Origin of the sequence: Microbacterium phycohabitans, assembly GCF_032464935.1 — a bacterium.
In the GTDB taxonomy this organism is placed as follows: domain Bacteria; phylum Actinomycetota; class Actinomycetes; order Actinomycetales; family Microbacteriaceae; genus Microbacterium; species Microbacterium phycohabitans.
Genome location: NZ_JAWDIT010000001.1, coordinates 527,119 through 542,868, shown reverse-complemented (window position 1 = coordinate 542,868; position 15,750 = coordinate 527,119). Strand labels below are relative to the sequence as shown.

The window sequence follows — 15,750 nt, the reverse complement described above, 5'->3', positions numbered from 1 at the left end:
TGCGCGCAGTGGTGGGGGAGGACATGATCCCATCGCACTCGTATCCGCGCCGGAGCGGCAGTGCCGCGGTGTCACGACCGGGCATGACATCGGTCAGGGGGCACGCGCGACGGCCGCAATCCGAGGGGAGGAGCCCCGGACCGCGGCCGTCGATCGTGATCTCTCAGCGTCGTCCGCCCATGCCACCTCCCATCCCGCCCGCGACGGCCTCGCCCGCGGTCACCGAGGTCGAGGCGCCGTCCACGGTCAGTGTGTACGCCTGGCCGTCGGTGATCGCCGACGACGAGAACACGACCGATCCGAAGGTCTTCGTGGCGGTGTACTCGGCGATGACGGTGCCGGCGGCATCCGTGATCTGCACCGTCGATCCGGCCGAGCCCGACACGGTCGCGGCGAGCCAGCCCTGCCCCGACGACTCGTCGGGCGACTCGGCCATGCCGGTGCTCCCGATCGCGACGAGGGTGCCGCCCGTGACGGTGATCCCGCCGTTGGAGTCGAGGGTGCCGTTGTTCTGCGCGGTGGGTCCGAAGACGGTGACGTCGCCACCGGTCATCTCGATCGTCCCGTTGGAGTCGAGACCGTCGCCGTCGGCGTCGACCACGAGGGTGCCGCCCGAGACGGTGAGGGTCTCCCCGCTGTCCTGCATGCCGCCGCCGCCCATGCCGCCGTCGGTGGAAGCGGTGTTGCCCGAGGCGTTGACGCCGTCGTCGGACGACGTGATCCGTGCGACGCCGCCCGCGATGCGGATGTCGGCCGACTCGATCCCCTCGTACGACCGGGTGATCGTCACGTCGCCCCCGGCGATGGCCAGCGCCGTCTCGGAATGGATGCCGTCATCCTCGGTCGCGAGGGACACGGTGCCCCCGGTGATGACCGCGTCGGTCCACGCGTCGATGCCGTCGTCGGCCGCGGTGGCGTCGATCGTGCCGCCGGCGATCCAGACGTATCCCCGGGTGGCGTCGTCCTCCTGGTCGCTCTTGAGGGCGTCGCCGCCCGCGGTGAGGGTGAGGGTGCCGTCCTTCACGACGAGCGAGTCCTTGCCGCGGAGGGCGTCGTCGGCGGCATCCACCGTGATCGTGCCGCCGATGATCGCGAGGTCGTCGGTGGCCGAGATGCCGTCGTTGCCGGTGTCGGTGACCGTCAGCGATCCGGAGCCGGAGACGGTGAGGTCGCTGTCGGCGTAGATCGCAGCGCTCGCGTCGGCGTCGGCGGAGCTGGTCGCGGTGACGGAGTTGGTGGAACCGGCGGCCAGGCTGATCGCGACGTCGTCGGCCGTGACCACCTGGATCGCCGAACCCGAGACGTTCTCGATCTCGGCGCCGTCGAGCACGAGCACCACCTGCGCGTCGTCGGGGGCGGCGACGACCACCTGCCCGTCGAGGGTCCCGGTCAGGCGGTACACCCCGGCGGCCGTGACCGTGACGGTCGATCCGTCGACGGTGACCCCCGCCGAGTCGCTCGACGCGGTGGTGCCCGAGAGCGTGATGGTCTCGGCATCCGCGAGGTTCCACTCGTCGTCGCGCACGACCGTGCCGTCGGCGTTCGCCGAGAGCAGCTCGGCGGCGGCCGCGGGGATCGTGGAGTCGACCTCGGCGATGGTCTCGGTCGTCGAGGTGACGCTCGATTCCGACGCGGACGAGGTGGTCGCGCCCGGCTGGGCGGTCACGGCGCAGCCGGCGAGCACGAGGCCCGCGAGGGCGAGGGGGAGGGCGAGGGGGATCAGGCGGCGGCGCATGGCGTGTCCTTTCGAGCGGCGCGGGCGGGGGAGAGGGATGCCGGTGAGGCGAAGGGGCCCGAGAGCACCCGGGTCCAGCGGTTGCGGGGGAGGTCGGCGCGCAGCGCCGCCATACCGGTGGCGTACTTGCTGACGCGCTGCGGACGGTGGCCCGCGCGCCAGAGGGCGCTGTCGAGGGCGCCCGCCTGGCCCGGCGACTTCGTCTCGACGATCGCGAAGCGCGGCAGGGCGAAGCCTCCGCCGTCGGCGGCGATCCATCGCAGGTCGAGGTCGACCGTGGCGCGAGAGGGGATCGCCCCGGGAAGCAGCAGCGTGGTGCGGCGGTACAGGGTCTGCAGTCGCGCGTCGAGGTCGTCGGCGCGGGCCGGCTCCACCCCGATCGCCCCGAGGGCCTCGGCCACGTCGTCGCGGGCCTCGGCCGTGAGCCGGTCGGCGGCGTCGAGGTCGTAGGCGTCGCGGTCCTTGCGGGTGAGGCCGCGCGCTCCGCGCGTCTTCATCTCCAGGAACGCCGCCCCCGTGTCGAGGTAGGTGCGCGTGCGCAGCTTGAAGCGGCGGCGGCGGCCGTGGGCGGCGAGGCGGAAGCTCAGCAGATCGGGGGTGTCGAAGTACACCGAGCGGTACGCGAGCTCGCGCTCGCCCTCGATCTCGAGCGCCGCCGGGGCGTCGACGGAGCGCTGGAGGTCGTGGAGAAGGGATGCCGCGGCATCCATCGGCACGACGTACTTGCGGTCGACGCGGGTGAGCAGCGCGGCCTCGGTCGTGAGCGCGTCGAGACCGACCGCGGGCAGGGCCGCGATGGCGCTCGTGGCGCGGTCGCGGGCGGTCACCGGGAGCCGCCGATCAGGTCGGCGAAGCTCGCCTCGCCGGTGCGGTGGTCGGCCCTCTCGGCCTCGAGTGCCGGCCGCGGTGCGGCGACCGCCGTCGGTGCCGGTCGCACGCGGTAGCGAACGTCGACCAGTGTCGTGTCGTCGACCAGGTCGAGCTGCTGCACGGTGACGCCGGTCACGTCGGCGCCGAGCAGGCGCTCGAGCTCGGCGCGCAGCTCGGTCTCGTCGGCGATCGCGCGGTCGAGGTGCACCGTCTGGTGACGGGCCCGCGACAGCACGCGCGGGTGGTCGGCCACGGCGAGAACCGCGACGATGAGTCCGACCAGCAGCAGGGGGGTGGCGAGGTCGGCGGCGGGCAGACCGCAGATGAGACCGATCGCGAGCGCCGCGAAGTAGTACGCCACCTCTCGCTGCGTGATCTCGCTCGAGCGCAGGCGGATGATCGACAGCACGCCGAACAGGCCGAGCCCGAGGCCCAGGGCCACCTCGGCGGTGCCGAGCACGGTGGCCACCGCCAGCACGCCGACGTTCACGCCGAGGAAGGCGACGACGAGGTCGCGCCGACGGTGGCGCTGGAAGTAGACGGCGCTGAGCAGCACGGCGGCGACGAGGTCGGCCGCGGCCAGGATCAGGGCGGTGGTGGTCATGGGGTGCTCCTTGCGGGGGTGGGGGAAGAGGGATCGGGGGTTCCGGGGCGGAGGAGGCTGAGCCTGTCGAAGCCTCCGGGGGTGTCGGGGGTGGGCGGCGACGGCCGGGGGATCGGCGTGCGCGCCGGGGACCCGGCATCCGTCCGCGGGAAGACGAGGGAGCGCTGCACGCCGTAGCTGAGGACGAACAGCACCCCCTCGGTCACGACCTTCGCGGGCAGGAGCGCGAGACCGTTGTCGGTGAGGAACGACATCCACGCGATGTTGGATGCCAGCAGTGCGAGGGCCAGGACGCCGTAGCGGACCGCCTGACCGAGCATCGGCCCCTCGCCGGCGCGGAAGACCACGCGGCGGTTGACGACGAAGTTCGCGGTGGCCGACAGCACGCGGGCGGCGATGATCGAGGGCACGAGCCACCCCGTCAGGGCCTGCAGCATGAGCAGCGCCACCGTGTCGACGACGAACGCCGCGAGCGACGACGACGCGAACAGCAGCACCGGCAGCAGCACCCGCAGCGAATCGCGCACGGGGCGGAAGTGGCTCGAGGAATTGCGGTCGAGGTACACCGTGTCGATCGGCACCTCGTGCGCGGCCACGGCATCCGGTCCCAGGCGCAGCAGCATCCGCTGCTCGTACTCGAAGCCCTCACCCGGGATGCCGAGCACCCAGTCCAGGCGATCCGCGGGGATGCCGCGCAGCCCGGTCTGCGTGTCGCTGACGCGCCGACCCGTGGCCAGGCGGAACAGCCCCCGGGCTGCGGCGTTGCCCACGCGGCTGCGCAGGGGTACCGCCCCGTCGAAGCCGCGGACGCCGAGCACGAGCGCGCTGCGCCCATCGGCGGCGTCGGTGCGCAGGGCCTCGGCCACGCGGCAGACGTCGGTGGGCGTGTGCTGCCCGTCGGCGTCGGCGGTGACCACGTCGGCATCCGGATCGTGGGCGGCGATGTGGGCGAAGCCCGTCTTGAGCGCCGCGCCCTTGCCGCGGTTGTCGGGGTGGGTGAGCACGCGTGCGCCGGCATCGCCGACCGCGGCGAAGACCGGCTCGAACGACGGCCCGCTGCCGTCGTCGACCACGAGCACCTCGAGGTCGGGGTCGGCGGCGCGCAGGTCGCGCACGAGCCCCGGCAGGCGCGGGCCCGGCTCGTAGGCGGGGATGAGCACGAACACCGCTCAGCCCGCCACGTAGAGGATGTCGCTGGTGGCGCGCTCGCCGCCGTTGGACGGGGAGTTGACCACCTGCCCGTTGAAGTACATGGTCGACGAGCCGCCTCCGTCGAGGTTGTAGGCGGTGGTCGCGCCGAGCGAGAGCATGATGTCGGCGAGCTCGGGGAGCGTCGCTCCCGCGCTGTAGCCTTCCTGGCGACCGTCGACCACGACGAAGACGAGGTGGTTGTCGTCGATCACCCCGACCGCGGTGCGCGGCTGGTCGCCCTGGATCGAGTGGTTGCCGACATTCGTGTCGACCTCGACGCTCTCGATCCCGTCGACGACCTGCCCGCCCTCGACGATCGCCGGCCCGAAGCTGAGCGTGTTCCAGACCCCGGATGCCAGCAGCTCGGCGGCCGTGGTCTGCGTCTCGTCGTACACCTCGACGTGCCCGTCGGTGTAGAACGCCAGGCCCTCGCGGGCGCCCTCGTCGCGATACACGACGCCGTTGCGGATCTCGATACCGGTGGAGCGGAAGCCGTAGTAGTCGCCGTTGATCGCGAAGACCGCGCCATTGGCCTCGGCGATCTCGCTCGTGGTCTGCGTGATGTTCTCGCCGAACTGGTTGTTGGCGAAGGCGGAGCGCAGCGCGGTGGCGTCACTCAGGATGACGTCGGCGACGTAGTAGGTGACCGTGCTCGAGCCGGTGCCGGTGGTCATCGTCGCCAGGGTCACCGACGTCGACCCGTCGTCGAAGGTGGAATCGGTGATGATGGGCGCGGTGGCGACGGCGGCCGTGGCACCGTCGGCGCTGGAGGCGTCGGTGGTCGTCGACACGCTCGAGTGCTCGGCCTCGTAGGCGGCGACGTCGGTGACCTCGACATGGGGGATCAGGAAGCGGTCGGCCGCCCACCACGCCGCGCCGCCCGCGCCGAGGACGACGACGAGCCCCGCCGCGAGGAACGTGCGACGGGCCACCCGGCGGGCGGACGGGGCGCCGGTCGTGCCGACCTCGGGTGCCGGGCCGGACGGGTCGGTTTCGGGGGAGCGGTCTGCGGGGTGCATGGCTCCAGAGAAGGCGCCCCGCCCTCACCGCGCCTGGGGCGGTGCCTATCCGCCGCTGAGAAAAGCTATGCGACGACCATGAGTGATCGATCCGATTCCCGATAGCCTCGCAGCACCTATCGAAGGAGTCCGCCGTGACCGACCACCTCGCCACCCCGTCCACCGCGCGTCAGTGGCTGAAGGCGTTCTACAGCGCCCTGGCCGCCGCGATCGGATACATCATCGCCGAGCTGATCATGCAGCACGACACCTCGTTCATCCTGCTCGGGGCCCTCGCCATCCTGGCCGTGCTCACGCCGATCATCTACGCCATCAATCGACGCAGCGGCGGGGCGCCGTCGCCGCGCTGACCGGGCCGCCGTCCGATGACGGCAGCCCACCCGTGACGAATGTCACGGCCGTACAGTGGCCGGGGTGAGCACCCCCACCGCCGCCTACGCCCGCGACGTGCGCGTCACGTGGTGGTACACCGCGTCGTCGATCCTGTTCCTCCACGTCTTCGCGGCCCTCATCTGGTCGCTCGCGGTGTTCGTCGGTGGCACCCCGGCCGCCCTCGTGCTGAATCTGGCCGGGGTCGCCGGGTCGACGGCATCCGCCGTGCTGCTGCTCGTGCGCTATCGCCGCGAGCCCCTCGGCGACGCCGACGACACCGCCCGCCGCCCCGCGTGGCCGCTCGTCGCGCTCGGGATCGCCGCGGCGGCCGCGATGGGCGTGTCGGCCGGGTCGGTGCTGCTCGGCGTCGGTTTCGGCGCGCAGACGCTGTGTCTCGTGCGATGGCCCGGCGGGGTGCGCCTCCGGCTCGCGGTGCTGTCGATCGTGGTGATCGTCGTGGTGTGGTTCGTCGAGGCGATCCGCGTGAACCCGCAGGGGTACATCGCGGTCTTCACGCTGCCGTTCTTCGTCGCCCTGCTTCCGGTGCTGACGGCGACTTCGCTGTGGTGGTGGGACATCGTGCGCGAACTCGACCGCGCCCGCCGCGCCGAGGGACGACTCGCCGCCGCCCAGGAACGCCTGCGGCTCGCGGGCGACCTGCACGACCTGCAGGGCCATCACCTGCAGGTCATCGCCCTGCAGCTCGAGCTCGCCGAGAAGATGATGACGCGCGACCCCGAGGCCGCGGTCGAGCAGGTGCGCGCGGCGCGCGTGAGCGTCGACGACGCCCGCCGCGGCACCCGCGACCTCGCGGCGCGTTTCCGCGGAGTGCCGCTGCCCGACGAACTCGCCAACGCCGCCGACCTGCTTCGCGCCGCCGGTCTCACCGTCGAGCTGCTCGTCGACACCGCCGCCGACCGCGCCCCCGCCGACGTGCTCGGCCCGATCGTGCGGGAGTCCACCACGAACGTGCTCAAGCACGGCGGCGGGATCTCGGCATCCCTCTCCCTCTCCCGACACGAGGGGGCGTGGGTGCTCGTCGTCGACAACGATTCGCGCGGCGCGGCGTCTCCCGTCGGCGACGGCGCGGGGCTCTCCGGGATCGCCGAGCGGGTGGGAGCGGTGGGGGGAACCATGGATGCCACCCGCCTCGACGATCGCTTCCGCCTCACCGTCCGTGTTCCCGAGGGGGTCTCCGCATGATCCGCGTGCTCATCGCCGACGACGAGGACATGATCCGTACCGCCCTCGCCGCGCTCCTGCGCCTGGAGGACGACCTCGAGGTCGTCGCCGAGTGCCGCGACGGCGAGACCGCGCTCGCCGAGGCCGAGCGACTGCGCCCCGACGTGTGCCTGCTCGACCTCGAGATGCCCGGACTCGACGGCGTCGACACCGCGGCCCGCATCCGCCGACGCGTGCCCGCGCGCTGCGTGATCGTCACGCGCCACGCCCGGCCCGGGGTGCTGCGGAGGGCATTGAGCGCCGGAGTCGACGGGTTCCTGCCGAAATCCCGGCCGGCGGACGACGTGGCCGCGGTCATCCGCGAGGTCGCGGCCGGGCGCCGCTACGTCGACCCCGAGATCGCCGCGGACGCGCTCAGCGACGAACGCAGCCCCCTCACCGACCGCGAGCTCGACGTGCTGCGGGCGGGGGCGCGGGGCGAGACGGTCGCCGAGATCGCGGCGGCGCTGCACCTGTCGGCGGGAACGGTGCGCAACCACGTCTCGTCGGTGCTCGGAAAGCTCGGGCTCGCGAGTCGTCAGCAGGCGACGATCCATGCGCGGGAGCGGGGGTGGATCTGATGGTCGACGGGGATGAAGGGGTGCGGTTAGCCTCGTCCGCCGATGCGGGCGCGATCGAGCGGATCGAGAACGATGCCGACCGTCTGCTCATCGACCGCCTCGCGCCCGCGGACTGGCCCGCCGCGGAGGCGGGTACCGCACGCGTGGCGGGGCCGGGGTTCGTTCTCGTCGCCGTGGGCGAAGGGGGCACGGTCGTCGGATTCGCGCACGTCACGGAGGTCGCGGGACTGTGTCATCTCGAACAGTTGTCCGTCGATCCCACGTCTTCACGCCGCGGCTGGGGCCGGCGGCTGCTGGTCGCCGCGATGCGGGTGGCCCGAGAGCGTGCCCACGAGCGGATGACGCTTCGTACCTATGCGGACGTCCCGTGGAACGCCCCCTTCTACGCCACCGTGGGCTTCGTCGAGGAGGCCCCCGTCACCGCTTTCCACCGCGGATTGGTCGACGTCGAGCGTCGGCTCGGGCTCGATGCTCACGGTCGGCGGGTGCAGATGGCGGTGGATCTGACGCGGCGGCCGCGGTCCCGCGCAGCAGTGAGCTGACTCGTGGCCACGCGCCGGGCGCATCGCCCCGTTCGGACCCCCGCGTCATAAGTGGGCCGGACACGGCAGAGACGGCGAAACCCTTCTCGCTGCCGACCCCCGGACGGCCGACCGGCCCCGAGGCCGAGCCGCTCACCGGACGGCGTGCAGGAACTGCTCCTGCCCCAGCCGCGGACGCGAAGAGGCGATGCCCCGCATGCGCGTGACGTGACTCTCCGCGAAGACGCGGAGCAGCTTGACGCTGACGCCGAGCTCCTCGGCGAGTTCGGCTCCGCTCAGTCCGATGGCCTCGAGCTGAGCGAGACGCCCGGGGTCGATGAGGATCCGGGCGGCGAAGACGTCGGCGGCGGCCTCGGCTTCGAGGTCGCCGGCTACGCGATGATCGTGGAAGGCGTGTCCGAGTTCGTGCGCGATCACGCATGAACGTTCGACGGGAGTGAGTCGGGCGTCGTAGACGACTCGGCGTCGTTCGTGGTCGTAGAAGCCTCGGTACGGCTCGGGCAGGTGGGCTTCGCAGACGCTCACGCCCAGCTGACGTGCGATGCGCAGGAGTTCCGTCACCGTTCCCCTCAATCCGTCGCGGCGATCCGATCGTCGGTGTTGGCGGCGTCGCGTCGACCAGGAGCGACGTGGCCGAGATAGATCACGGCGTCCGCTTCCTCGAGGGTACGAGGGGGTTCCGACACCGACGCGAGGAGCTTCTGCAGACCGTCCTGTGGACTGCTCGGACCCGTCCGTCCGTCTGCGCCGTAGTCCTGCAGGGCCATGTCGACGATGTCCCGCGCGGAGACCCGGAGGGCGGCGGCGATGCGCTCGAGCTCGGAGACCGTCGTCTCGTTCACCCCGTCTTCGCGTCGTTTCAGGTTGGACAGAGGGATGCCGGTGCGGGCGGCGAGCGTCTCCCTGTTGAGATCGCGTCGCGCCCGCGCACTCCGGATCGCGGCACCCAGATGCTTGTCGAACGGGTGCGGCGTCTTTCTCGTGCGAGCCATGTGCTCAGCGTAGGGGAGTGGCTCGTCGCGATGAGCGGGTGAAATGGCTTGAGGAAGTCAAAAATGACTGGCTAGCATTCACACATGCGCACAAATGGGCGATCGAATGCCTCGTTCGAGCACGGCCACGCCGAGGTCGGGCGAGGGACCGACGCCGAGCTCCGAACGGCGAACATGCCCGTCCGGGAGTTCCTCGCGGAGGGGGCGCGGAGGGGGCTGACCACCGATCGGATGTTCCCGAGCCAGGGCACGTGCGCCACCGCCGTCCCCGGCCGGGATGCGTGCCCGACCTCGCGAGGCGACTGATGCCGGTGCCCTCGCGCGCGGCGCGACCGCCGGTCCTCGGTCTCTTGTCACACCTCATAGCGAGCGGGAGCTCTTCATGTCCATTCAGGTGAAACACCTCCGCAAGAGCTACGGCACGTTCGAGGCCGTTCGAGATCTGTCCTTCGATGTACCCACGGGATCGCTTTTCGCGTTCCTCGGAGCGAATGGCGCAGGCAAGAGCACCACGATCGGCTGCATCACGACGGTCCTGCGTCCGACCTCCGGCACGATCCAGGTGCAGGACCGTGACGCGGTGGAAGACCCGTACGGGGTCCGCGAGGTGATCGGCGCCGTCTTCCAGCAATCGCTCCTGGACCCGCTGTTGTCCGTCCGAGAGAACCTGGCGATCAGAGCGGGCTTCTACGGGCTACGGCGGCGCGAGGCCTCGGCGAGGATCGGCGAGTTGGCGGAGCTCGTCGGCCTCGAAGACTTCCTGGATCGTCGATACGGCGTGCTCTCGGGCGGACAGAAGCGCCGAGCCGACATCGCGCGCGCAATCGTCCACCGCCCGAGCGTCGTCTTCCTCGACGAGCCCACCGCGGGCCTCGACCCCCAGTCGCGCGAGCAGATCTGGTCGGCGATCGGCCAGCTGCGCACAGACCACTCGACGACCGTCTTCCTGACGACCCACTACATGGAGGAGACCGAACGGGCCGATCAGGTGTGCATCATCTCCGATGGACGGATCATGGCCGAGGGAACTCCGGCCCACCTCCGGTCCTCCTTCAGCCGCAGCGTGCTGACCGTACGTACGCCCGACGTCTCGTCTTTCCTGGCCGAGTGCGACGCGCGGGACGTCGTCGGCGAGCACAGCGGCGACGTCGTGCGCGTACCCGTCGACCGGGTGGAGCAGGCGAGGGAGCTCATTCAGGCGCCACAGGTCACCGACTTCGAGTTCCGCCACGGAACGATGGACGACGTCTTCCTGAACGTGACCGGAGGGCGGGCGGCATGAGAACGGTCTCGATCCTCACGGGCCGCAATCTGCGCCTGTTCTTCCGCGACCGCGCCGGGGTGTTCTTCTCACTCCTGTCCGCGCTGATCCTCATCGCGCTGTATGCGCTCTTCCTCGGGAATCTGCAGGTCGACAATCTGACGGAGCGCTTTCCCAACGCGGAGACCGGGGACATCCACTGGTTCGTGAATGCGTGGGTATTCGCCGGGATCACCATGATCACGACCCTGACGACGGCATTGGCCGCCCTGGCGGTCTTCGTCGACGACCGAGCGAGCGGACGCTTCGGCGACTTCCTCGTATCGCCCATCCGCCGCGTCGAGCTCATCCTGGGGTACCTTCTGTCGAGTTTTCTCATCTCGCTCGCCATGACCCTGGTCATCCTGGTCTTCGGGCAGGTCTATCTCCTCACGCAGGGCGACTCGATCATGACCGCGAGCGAGGCGGGGGAGACGCTCGGATACGTCGCTCTGTCGAGCCTGGCCTTCGCGGCGTTGTCGAGCTTCGTCGTCACCTTCTTGCGCAGTTCCGGCGCTTTCGCGGCGCTGTCGACCGTGGTGGGAACCGTCATCGGCTTCCTCGCAGGGGCGTACATCCCCGTGGGCACGCTCCCGGATGCCATCGTGAACGGCATCAATGCGCTCCCGTTCGCGCAGTCGGCGATGCTGATCCGCGAGCCCATGACCGTGCAGGCGCTGACAGCACTCGCCGGCGACACCGGTCCGGCGGTGGACGCGGTCAAGACGTTCTACGGCATCTCGGCGAAGGTCGGCGACTTCGATGTCACGGCGAGCTTCGCAGCCGGTGTCATGGTCGCGGTCTTCGTCGTGTTCGCTGCCCTGGGGGCGCGTCAGCTTGCTCGGCGGATCCGCTGATGCACGGGACTTTTCTCGCGGTCCCCGGCCAGGGGAGTCAGACCCTGGGAATGGGAAGACAGCTCCTCGCTCGGCACCCCGCCGCGCGAGCGACCTTCGATGAATCCGCGGACGCGCTCGGTTTCGACATGCGGGAGGTGATGTGGGGCACCTCCGCCGACGCCCTGACCGCGACCGAGTACGCCCAGCCCGCCATCGTTCTGCTCGCCGTCGCTGCGATGCGGGCGTGGCAGGCCGTGTCTCGCCCTCCCTCCGATGTGCGATGGGTCGCGGGCCACAGCGTCGGGGCGCTCGCCGCGGCGATCGTCGTGGAATCCCTCACCTTCGTCGACGGCATCCGGCTCGCGCGCGCCCGGGGTCAACTGATGGGTTCGGCTCCGGGCGCGGGGGCCATGCTCGCCGTCGCGGTCACCTCCGACCGGGCTCGCGACGACCTCGCCCGCGCTGCTGCATCGTCGGGGCTGGACATCGCCTGCATCAACAGCGCGCGGCAGATCGTCCTCTCCGGGCCGCGAGAAGCGATATCCGAAGCGCAAGCGCGATTCGGCTCGCGCTGTCGTCTCCTCGACGTGAGCCATGGGTTCCACTCCTCGCTCATGGATCCGATCGTCGAGCGATGGGCCTCGGAAGTGGCGGCCCTGCCGTTCCGTGAGCCGCGCACGCCGTTGCTCTCGGCCCTCTCGGGGCGGCTCCTCCGTACAGCCGAAGAGATCGAACAGGACGTGCGACATGGAGTGCGCGAAACCGTGCGATGGGATCTGGTCACCGCGGTCGCGAACGAGAGCGGATGCCGTGCCGTCATCCTCGGCAACGGCCACACTCTGACCCGTCTGTGGCGAGGGGAGGCCGTCGCGAAGGGCGCGACCATCGTCGACGACGGCTTCCGGAACGCAGCTCATGCAGCCTGAGCGGAGCGTCGTCGTCACGGGTGGCTCCCGTGGCATCGGTCGAGCGTGCGTCGAGACGCTCGCCGACGCGGGATGGCACGTCGTCGTGGTCTTCCGACGTGCCGCCGACGAAGCCGAGCAGGTCGTGCAGGCGGTGGCGGACCGCGGGGGCTCGGCGTCGGCGATGCAGACTGATGTGTCCTCCGAGGCGGATGTCCGAGAGCTGTTCCGCAAGGTCCGCGTCGGACATCCTCGACTGGCGGGAGTCGTGTCGAACGCTGGAGTGACCCGCGATGGGCTCACGCCGATGATGTCGCTCGCAACGTGGAACACCGTCGTCGAGACGAATCTGACGAGTTCGTTCCTCGTCGCTCGAGAGTCGATGAAGGCAATGCGGCGGACCGGGGGCTCCCTGGTCTTCATGAGTTCCGTGTCCGGCTTGCGGGGCCAGGTAGGTCAGGCAAACTACGCCGCGAGCAAGGGTGCGGTCAACGCGATGACCCGGGCGCTCGCGCGGGAGGGTGCGCCTGCCGGACTTCGGGTCAACGCGGTCGCGCCCGGCTTCACGGACACGGAGATGGTCCGTCGGATGCCGCGAGGGGATCTCGCGCGGCTCGTCGACGCGGTACCCCTTCGTCGGATGGCGCAACCGCGCGAAGTGGCATCCCTCGTGCAGTTCCTCCTCGGCGATGACGCTTCGTACATCACCGGACAGATCATCTCGGTCGACGGCGGACTGACCGCCTGAGACCTCTTCACGGAGAGTGGACATGGAACACCAAGAAGTGATGCAGTGTGCAGCCGCCCGACGGGCAGTGAACGATCGGGTCAAGGGACTGATCGCGGAGGGACTGGGGCTCCCCATCGACGTGATGCTCATCGACGACGATCAGCCCCTCTTCGGGCGTGGGCTCGAACTGGACTCGCTGGACACGCTGGAGATCGTGAGTCTGATCGATGAGAACTTCGGTGTCTACATCACCGACGATGACAAATACGTGTTCGGTTCGATCAACACCATCGCCGACTTCATCGAACAGGCGCGTACTCCGTGAGGGCTCGACGCGCGGCCGCGATCGGGCCCGTCGACGTCTCACGGCGGCTTCCGCACCGGCATCCTCTCCTGCTCCTCGATCGTGTCGATGACCTCGAGGTCGGGGTCTCAGCGGTCGGAACCAAGAACGTCTCCATTTCCGACCCGGTCTTCGCCGGCCACTTCCCCGGCAACCCGATCTACCCGGGCGTCCACATGATCGAGGTCGCGGCGCAGCTGTGCGGGCTGATCGGCTCGTCCGACGAGCAGGGGCCGGTCCTGGGATATCTGGCGTCGATCAAGCGGTTCAGGTTCCGCGCGCTCGTCGTCCCGGGGGACCAGATGAAGATCACGGCGCGAGCGGGGGCATCGATCGGCGCGCTGACCGAGTTCGCCGTCGAGATCACCGTCGACGGTGGAGTCGTCGCGAGCGGCGTTCTGGCGATCGCCCGCGGTCAGGGCTGAGGGCACCTCGTGTCCGCAGAGATCCGCGAACCGACCGGGGAGGACGACCTCGACCGAGTCGCCGCGTTCTTCGTCCGGAACGGCTACGGCCCGCCTGGCGACGCCACGACGGGTGCCGTCCTCGGACGCGTGTTCCACGAGCGCGGCGTGCGTCTCTTCCTGATCGCCGAGGAGCGAGGTGAGATCGTCGCGACCATCGGTTACGCGGCGATGTCGGGACGTCGGGTGGCCCCGGCGGGTCAGCTCTTCGCGGGGATGTTCGTGATCGCGCCGAGCCATCGGACGGGCATGTTGGCGGGGCGCCTTTTCACCGATTCCTTCGACCGATTGGTCGCCTCAGGAGTCCGGGGTCTGCGTGTCGAGGTCGACCCGGCGAACACCCGCGCGTTTCCTCTTTACGTCCGTGTGGGGTTCAGAGCCCTCGACGGGATGACCCCGGATGAGGACGGTTACGTCGAGCTCGTCAGTGTGCTCCCCGGGGTGACGGCTGATCTGATGAACAATGCGGCCACCTGGACAGGTCGATCGCTCGGTGGGGGTCAGCGCAACTGGCGCTCCATCCGGAGCTCCCGCGCACAATCCGTCAACAGTGGAATCGTCCGCCGTCCGAAGGGCGTCGACGCGATCCGCTACGAGTTCGAGCTTCCCGGCCTCTTCGTCAGCGCGACCGGCCGTGTGAACGACGCCGCGCTTGTGGCACTCTCTGTGAACGATTCCCCGGCACCGGGTTTCGTGCCGCCGGATGACAACGACGGTGCGCATCGCACCCGTGTCACGAGGTCGAGGGCGGTCGGGGACTTCACGGTGGCCGTCGATGACCGAGGTGCCCTCGTCGTCTCGCATCCGGCTCACCTCGGTCCCGTTGTCGCCGACCCGCATCCGGTCGCAGGGGCGTCGGCCGCGGGTCCGCGGCGACCGCTCTCGCGTCCCGTGGTGGTCGACATGGCTGTCGACAGCTGGCGCATCGACGACGGCGACGTGGAGCGCGTCGTGGAGTTCCTCCCGTCCGGGGTACGGGTGACAGCGACGAGTCGGGACGCGAGCGAGGTGGTGAGTTACCCCCGCCTGGGGTTGCGCGTCGCGCACCTCACTCTCCTGCGCGACGGCACGGAGGTGCACTCCGCCCACGCTGTGCGCGGGCGGTGGCCCGTTGATCGCGTGGACTTCGAGGCGGCCGCTGACGCGACGAGCTCTTGGCCGGCCGATGGCGCTGAGGTCGTCTGGAGCGACGGACTTTCGGGAATCACCGTTGCGGCGACGCGTCTTCGGGGACGAAGGATACGGCTCGAGGGAGGGCACCTGGTCCGCCTTTCGGGCGAGGGGACGGCGGGGTACGACCTGGCGTTGACGGCGGCCGCGCGCTCCGCCTTCGAATGGACGGAAAGCGACTGTCGAGTGATCGACACGTGGCGGCGCTCGCGGCGCGCCCTGGCCGACGTCATCCGTACGACGACGGACGCAGGAACGCTCACGGTGGCGCCGGACGCCGGGCTCGTGGAGTGGACTCGCGACAGCCTCACCGTGGTGTCGTCGCCGTTCCCCTCCCGGCGGTCGATCGGTCCACTCACGACAGTCTCGACGGCGCTCTGGGTGTGCGCACAACCGGATCGCACGGATGGCGATCGAGGTGCGGTGTGGCCGACGGACGACGCCCGGGTCCCCTTTCAGGCGGGCGGAGAATGCGACGAGGCGGGATGGTCCCTGGTGACGTTCGAGGGAACCACCGATCTGGGCCTGCGGGTGAGCGCCCGCGCCGAGGAACGCAAGCAGGAGGCCGTCGTCTTCCTGATGCTCGCCAAGGTGAAGCGGGTCGCGGTCGCAGACGCGGCGGGTGGGCGGGTCGACCTGGATGTGTCCCCGGGACCGTGGCGCACGTGGACGCGGGAAGCGGGTTTCCAGATGGACCAGGGGTGGCTTCACCTCGCACCCGTGTGCGGAGCCTCTCCCGAGATTCTGATCCGCTCCACCCCGCAGGGCGTGCTGATCGCCGCCTACTCGCGACTCTCCTCGAAGCCCACGGCGACGGTGTGGCGCTTCCGGTGGGAGGCGTCATGACCGCGGTCGTCCCCTTCGCAGACGCA

Annotated in this window: 18 protein-coding genes; 11 read left to right on the top strand and 7 right to left on the bottom strand. The window is 70.4% G+C overall.

Annotated features, from left to right (window positions below; genetic code table 11):
- Positions 1-163: 163 nt before the first annotated feature.
- Genes RWH44_RS02460 through RWH44_RS02440 form a run of 5 tightly spaced genes read right to left on the bottom strand, consistent with a single transcriptional unit; the run spans position 164 to position 5,419 of the window.
- Positions 164-1,735 (bottom strand): carbohydrate-binding domain-containing protein, encoded by a 1,572-nt coding sequence (locus RWH44_RS02460; protein ID WP_316003342.1) that lies wholly within the window; start codon positions 1,733-1,735, stop codon positions 164-166.
- Positions 1,720-2,562, bottom strand: a complete 843-nt coding sequence (locus RWH44_RS02455; RefSeq protein ID WP_316003341.1) for a polyphosphate polymerase domain-containing protein — start codon at positions 2,560-2,562, stop codon at positions 1,720-1,722. The genes RWH44_RS02460 and RWH44_RS02455 overlap by 16 nt, the downstream gene beginning before the upstream one ends.
- Positions 2,559-3,209, bottom strand: coding sequence for a DUF4956 domain-containing protein (locus RWH44_RS02450; protein ID WP_316003340.1), 651 nt, complete (start codon positions 3,207-3,209; stop codon positions 2,559-2,561). The genes RWH44_RS02455 and RWH44_RS02450 overlap by 4 nt, the downstream gene beginning before the upstream one ends.
- Entirely contained in the window at positions 3,206-4,369 is a 1,164-nt protein-coding gene (locus tag RWH44_RS02445) for a glycosyltransferase (protein WP_316003339.1), read from the bottom strand. The genes RWH44_RS02450 and RWH44_RS02445 overlap by 4 nt, the downstream gene beginning before the upstream one ends.
- 9 nt (positions 4,370-4,378) lie before the next feature.
- Entirely contained in the window at positions 4,379-5,419 is a 1,041-nt protein-coding gene (locus RWH44_RS02440) for a phosphodiester glycosidase family protein (protein ID WP_316003338.1), read from the bottom strand.
- Positions 5,420-5,553: 134 nt separating this feature from the next.
- Here RWH44_RS02440 and RWH44_RS02435 point away from each other — a divergent pair, with 134 nt between their 5' ends.
- The 4 genes from RWH44_RS02435 to RWH44_RS02420 all read left to right on the top strand — a co-directional run bounded on the left by RWH44_RS02435 (position 5,554) and on the right by RWH44_RS02420 (position 8,135).
- Positions 5,554-5,769 carry a hypothetical protein gene (locus tag RWH44_RS02435; RefSeq protein WP_316003337.1) on the top strand — a complete coding sequence of 72 codons (216 nt, stop codon included), beginning with the start codon at positions 5,554-5,556 and terminating at the stop codon, positions 5,767-5,769.
- 64 nt (positions 5,770-5,833) lie between these two features.
- Positions 5,834-6,994, top strand: a complete 1,161-nt coding sequence (locus RWH44_RS02430) for a sensor histidine kinase (protein ID WP_316003336.1) — start codon at positions 5,834-5,836, stop codon at positions 6,992-6,994.
- Positions 6,991-7,593 (top strand): response regulator transcription factor, encoded by a 603-nt coding sequence (locus RWH44_RS02425; RefSeq protein ID WP_298871565.1) that lies wholly within the window; start codon positions 6,991-6,993, stop codon positions 7,591-7,593. Before RWH44_RS02430 ends, RWH44_RS02425 begins: the two co-directional genes overlap by 4 nt.
- Before the next feature lie 20 nt (positions 7,594-7,613).
- Complete coding sequence (locus RWH44_RS02420; protein ID WP_316003335.1) at positions 7,614-8,135, top strand: GNAT family N-acetyltransferase; 522 nt, start codon at positions 7,614-7,616, stop codon at positions 8,133-8,135.
- A 132-nt stretch (positions 8,136-8,267) separates the two neighbouring features.
- On the opposite strand, the gene RWH44_RS02415 is transcribed toward RWH44_RS02420, so the two are convergent.
- Positions 8,268-8,696, bottom strand: coding sequence for an ImmA/IrrE family metallo-endopeptidase (locus tag RWH44_RS02415; RefSeq protein ID WP_316003334.1), 429 nt, complete (start codon positions 8,694-8,696; stop codon positions 8,268-8,270).
- Positions 8,697-8,704: 8 nt separating this feature from the next.
- Entirely contained in the window at positions 8,705-9,127 is a 423-nt protein-coding gene (locus RWH44_RS02410) for a helix-turn-helix domain-containing protein (RefSeq protein ID WP_298871571.1), read from the bottom strand.
- Positions 9,128-9,509: 382 nt separating this feature from the next.
- Between RWH44_RS02410 and RWH44_RS02405 the strand changes: the two genes are divergently transcribed.
- Genes RWH44_RS02405 through RWH44_RS02375 form a run of 7 tightly spaced genes read left to right on the top strand, consistent with a single transcriptional unit; the run spans position 9,510 to position 15,724 of the window.
- Positions 9,510-10,409, top strand: a complete 900-nt coding sequence (locus RWH44_RS02405) for an ABC transporter ATP-binding protein (protein WP_316003333.1) — start codon at positions 9,510-9,512, stop codon at positions 10,407-10,409.
- Positions 10,406-11,284, top strand: a complete 879-nt coding sequence (locus RWH44_RS02400) for an ABC transporter permease (protein ID WP_316003332.1) — start codon at positions 10,406-10,408, stop codon at positions 11,282-11,284. Before RWH44_RS02405 ends, RWH44_RS02400 begins: the two co-directional genes overlap by 4 nt.
- Positions 11,284-12,192 carry an ACP S-malonyltransferase gene (locus RWH44_RS02395; protein ID WP_316003331.1) on the top strand — a complete coding sequence of 303 codons (909 nt, stop codon included), beginning with the start codon at positions 11,284-11,286 and terminating at the stop codon, positions 12,190-12,192. The genes RWH44_RS02400 and RWH44_RS02395 overlap by 1 nt, the downstream gene beginning before the upstream one ends.
- Complete coding sequence (locus tag RWH44_RS02390; RefSeq protein ID WP_316003330.1) at positions 12,182-12,919, top strand: SDR family NAD(P)-dependent oxidoreductase; 738 nt, start codon at positions 12,182-12,184, stop codon at positions 12,917-12,919. The genes RWH44_RS02395 and RWH44_RS02390 overlap by 11 nt, the downstream gene beginning before the upstream one ends.
- Before the next feature lie 22 nt (positions 12,920-12,941).
- A complete protein-coding gene (locus tag RWH44_RS02385) occupies positions 12,942-13,226 on the top strand; it encodes an acyl carrier protein (RefSeq protein WP_316003329.1) in 285 nt (94 codons plus the stop codon).
- Positions 13,223-13,669, top strand: coding sequence for a 3-hydroxyacyl-ACP dehydratase FabZ (fabZ, locus tag RWH44_RS02380; RefSeq protein WP_316003328.1), 447 nt, complete (start codon positions 13,223-13,225; stop codon positions 13,667-13,669). Before RWH44_RS02385 ends, fabZ begins: the two co-directional genes overlap by 4 nt.
- Before the next feature lie 9 nt (positions 13,670-13,678).
- On the top strand, positions 13,679-15,724 hold the full coding sequence (locus RWH44_RS02375) for a GNAT family N-acetyltransferase (RefSeq protein WP_316003327.1): 2,046 nt from the start codon (positions 13,679-13,681) through the stop codon (positions 15,722-15,724).
- Positions 15,725-15,750: the final 26 nt, after the last annotated feature.